At 70.4% G+C, this 3,373-nt stretch carries 2 protein-coding genes; one reads left to right on the forward strand and one right to left on the reverse strand.

Going from position 1 to position 3,373, the window contains the following annotated elements; genetic code table 11:
* Positions 1-32 precede the first annotated feature (32 nt).
* Complete coding sequence (pepN, locus tag ACFVH5_RS44125; protein ID WP_385839326.1) at positions 33-2,636, reverse strand: aminopeptidase N; 2,604 nt, start codon at positions 2,634-2,636, stop codon at positions 33-35.
* A gap of 112 nt (positions 2,637-2,748) precedes the next feature.
* Here pepN and ACFVH5_RS44130 point away from each other — a divergent pair, with 112 nt between their 5' ends.
* A complete protein-coding gene (locus tag ACFVH5_RS44130) occupies positions 2,749-3,243 on the forward strand; it encodes a DUF1203 domain-containing protein (RefSeq protein WP_385839327.1) in 495 nt (164 codons plus the stop codon).
* Positions 3,244-3,373: the final 130 nt, after the last annotated feature.

The raw sequence follows: 3,373 nt of genomic DNA on the forward strand, positions 1-3,373 counted from the left end.
GCCGCGACCCGGGAAGCGCCGCTTCCGTTCTGCTACTCGCCGGTCGGGGTCGCCGCCGAAGCCGCCGTGTCCGCCGCCTGGGCCTTCAGGGCGCGTTCCACGCCCGAGCGGGACTCCGAGATCAGCCGGCGCAGTGCCGCGCTCGGCTCGGCCGAGGCCAGCCACTCGTCCGTCGTCGCCAGGGTGTCCGCGGAGACCTGCACCGTCGGGTAGAGGCCGACCGCGATCTGCTGGGCCATCTCGTGCGAACGCGAGTCCCAGACGCCCTTGACCGCCTCGAAGTACCTGTCCGTGTACGGGGCGAGCAGTTCACGCTGGCCGAACTGCACGAAGCCGCCGATCACGGCCTCCTGCAGGGCGTTCGGCAGCTTGTCGGACTCCACGACCGACGCCCAGGCCTCCGCCTTGGCCTCGTCGGTCGGGCGGGCGGCGCGGGCGGACGCCGCGTGACGCTCACCCGCGGCCGTCTTGTCCCGCTCGTACTCGCTGGTGATCTCGGCGTCGTCGAAGCGGCCCACCGCCGCGAGCCGCTGCACGAACGACCAGCGCAGCTCGGTGTCGACGGCCAGGCCCTCGACGGCCTCGCGGCCGTCCAGCAGACCCTCCAGGAGGTCCAGCTGCTCCGGCGTACGGGCCGTCGACGCGAACGCGCGCGCCCAGGCCAGCTGGTGGTCGCCGCCGGCCGCGGAGGACCGCAGGTGGGCCAGCGTGGCGTCCGTCCAGCGGGTCAGCAGCGCCTCGCGGGCGTTCGGGTCGGCGTACAGCTCGACCGCCGTCAGCACCTGGCGGTGCAGCGACTGCACGACGCCGATGTCCGACTCCTTGCCGATGCCGGACAGCACCAGCGAGAGGTAGTCGCGGGTCGCCAGCTCGGCGTCGCGGGTCATGTCCCAGGCCGAGGCCCAGCACAGGGCGCGGGGCAGGGACGCCTCGAAGTCGCCGAGGTGCTCGGTGACGAACGCGAGGGACTGCTCGTCGAGGCGGACCTTCGCGTACGACAGGTCGTCGTCGTTGAGCAGGATCACGGCCGCGCGCGGCTTGCCCACCAGCTGGGGCACCTCGGTCAGTTCGCCGTCCACGTCCAGCTCGATGCGCTCGCCGCGCACCAGCTTGCCGCTGCCGCCCTCCGCATCGTCCAGGTCGTACAGGCCGACCGCGATGCGGTGCGGGCGCAGCGTCGGCTCGCCCTTCGCGCCCGCGGGCAGCGCCGGAGCCTCCTGGCGGATCGCGAACGAGGTGATGACACCGTTCGCGTCCGTCTCGATCTCCGGGCGCAGGATGTTGATACCGGCCGTCTGCAGCCACTTCTGCGACCACGTGCCCAGATCGCGCCCGCTGGTCTCCTCCAGCGCGCCGAGCAGGTCGGACAGCTGCGTGTTCCCGTACGCGTGCGCCTTGAAGTACGCCTGCACGCCCCGGAAGAACTCGTCCTCGCCGACGTACGCCACGAGCTGCTTCAGGACGCTGGCGCCCTTGGCGTACGTGATGCCGTCGAAGTTGACGAGCACGTCGTCGAGGTCGTTGATCTGCGCCATGATCGGGTGCGTGGAGGGCAGCTGGTCCTGCCGGTACGCCCACGTCTTCATGGAGTTCGCGAACGTGGTCCAGGAGTGCGGCCAGCGGGAGTCCGGCGCGTACGCCTGGCAGGCGATCGAGGTGTAGGTGGCGAAGGACTCATTGAGCCACAGGTCGTTCCACCACTCCATCGTCACGAGGTCGCCGAACCACATGTGGGCCAGCTCGTGCAGGATCGTCTCGGCCCGCACCTCGTACGCGGCGTCCGTCACCTTCGACCGGAACACGTACTGGTCGCGGATGGTCACCGCGCCCGCGTTCTCCATCGCGCCCGCGTTGAACTCCGGCACGAAGAGCTGGTCGTACTTCTTGAACGGGTACGCGTAGTCGAACTTCTCCTGGAACCACTCGAAGCCCTGCCGCGTGACCTCGAAGATCGCGTCCGAGTCGAGGAACTCCGCGAGCGAGGGCCGACAGTAGATGCCCAGCGGGACACTCTGCCCGTCCTTCTCGTACACACTGTGCACCGAGTGGTACGGACCGAGGATCAGCGCCGTGATGTACGTCGAGATCCGCGGCGTCGGCTCGAACTCCCAGACGTCGTCCTTCGGTTCCGGCGTCGGCGAGTTGGAGATGACGGTCCAGCCGGAGGGCGCCTTCACGGTGAACTGGAAGGTGGCCTTCAGATCCGGCTGCTCGAAACTCGCGAAGACACGGCGGGCGTCCGGCACCTCGAACTGGGTGTAGAGGTAGGCCTGCTGGTCGACCGGGTCGACGAACCGGTGCAGCCCCTCGCCCGTGTTCGTGTACGCGCAGTCGGCCACGACCCGCAGGACGTTGCGGCCCTCCAGGATGCCCGCCAGCGCGATCCGCGAGTCCTTGAAGACCTCGGCCGGATCGAGGGAGTCACCGTTGAGGACGACCTCTTGGACGGCCGGGGCCACCAGATCGATGAAGGACCCGACGCCTGTCTCGGCCGAGTCGAAGCGCACCGTGGTCACGGACCGGTAGGTGCCGCCCTCCACCGCGCCGGAGAGATCGAGATCGATCTCGTACGAGTCAACGGTGAGCAGCTTCGCCCGCTGCTGCGCCTCTTCGCGGGTCAGGTTTGTGCCAGGCACGCGGTCATCTCCTCGTGATGGGTCAGTTGCGTCATCCTTCCACGGCGGCTGCGCGAGTGCGATGTCCGTTTCCCGCCGGTGTGCGTGGGGGATGCGGGGCCACCCTGGAGCCATGACCAGCCATCACGTACGGCCCATCGAACCCCATGCGTTGAAGGAACTCCGCGCGACGGACGACGCGGGCCTCCCGTGCGTCCCCTTCACCGACCCGGAGGGCGGGGCCCCGCTCCGCTGCTGCCTGCGGCGCAGTGAACCGGGGGAGCGCATCGCCCTCGTCTCGTACGCGCCGCTGCGGCGCTGGGCCGCGCGGACGCGTGCGCGGCCGGGCGCGTACGACGAACAGGGGCCCGTCTTCGTCCACGCCGAGGAGTGTGCGGGCCCTGACCTCGCCGGGCACCCCTTCGCGCGGCCGGGCGTTCTGCGCGTCCTGCGCCGGTACTCCGCCGAGGGGCACATCCTCGGGGGGCGGCTCCTGGAGATCCCTGACCAGCCCGACGCGGCACTGGACGCGGCCCTCACGGAGGCCTTCGCCGACTCCGAGGTGGCCCTGGTGCACGTCAGGGCCGTCGAGTACGGCTGCTACCTCTACGAGATCCGCCACCCCTGAAGAGCGGGGCCGCGCCCCCGGCTCGTTGTTTGTCCGCGGCCGGGTGGGGGCCGTTCGCGCAGTTCCCCGCGCCCCTCAAAACCGGGGCTGCGCCCCAGCTTTTGCCCCTTCAGGGGGCGCAGCCCCCAAG

The organism is Streptomyces sp. NPDC127119 (genome assembly GCF_042677425.1).
Classification (GTDB): Bacteria; Actinomycetota; Actinomycetes; order Streptomycetales; family Streptomycetaceae; genus Streptomyces.

What these genes read in the sequence shown, in the direction of transcription:
- ACFVH5_RS44130 (WP_385839327.1), top strand. Translation starts at nt 2,749, where the DNA reads ATGACCAGCCATCACGTACGGCCCATCGAACCCCATGCGTTGAAGGAA.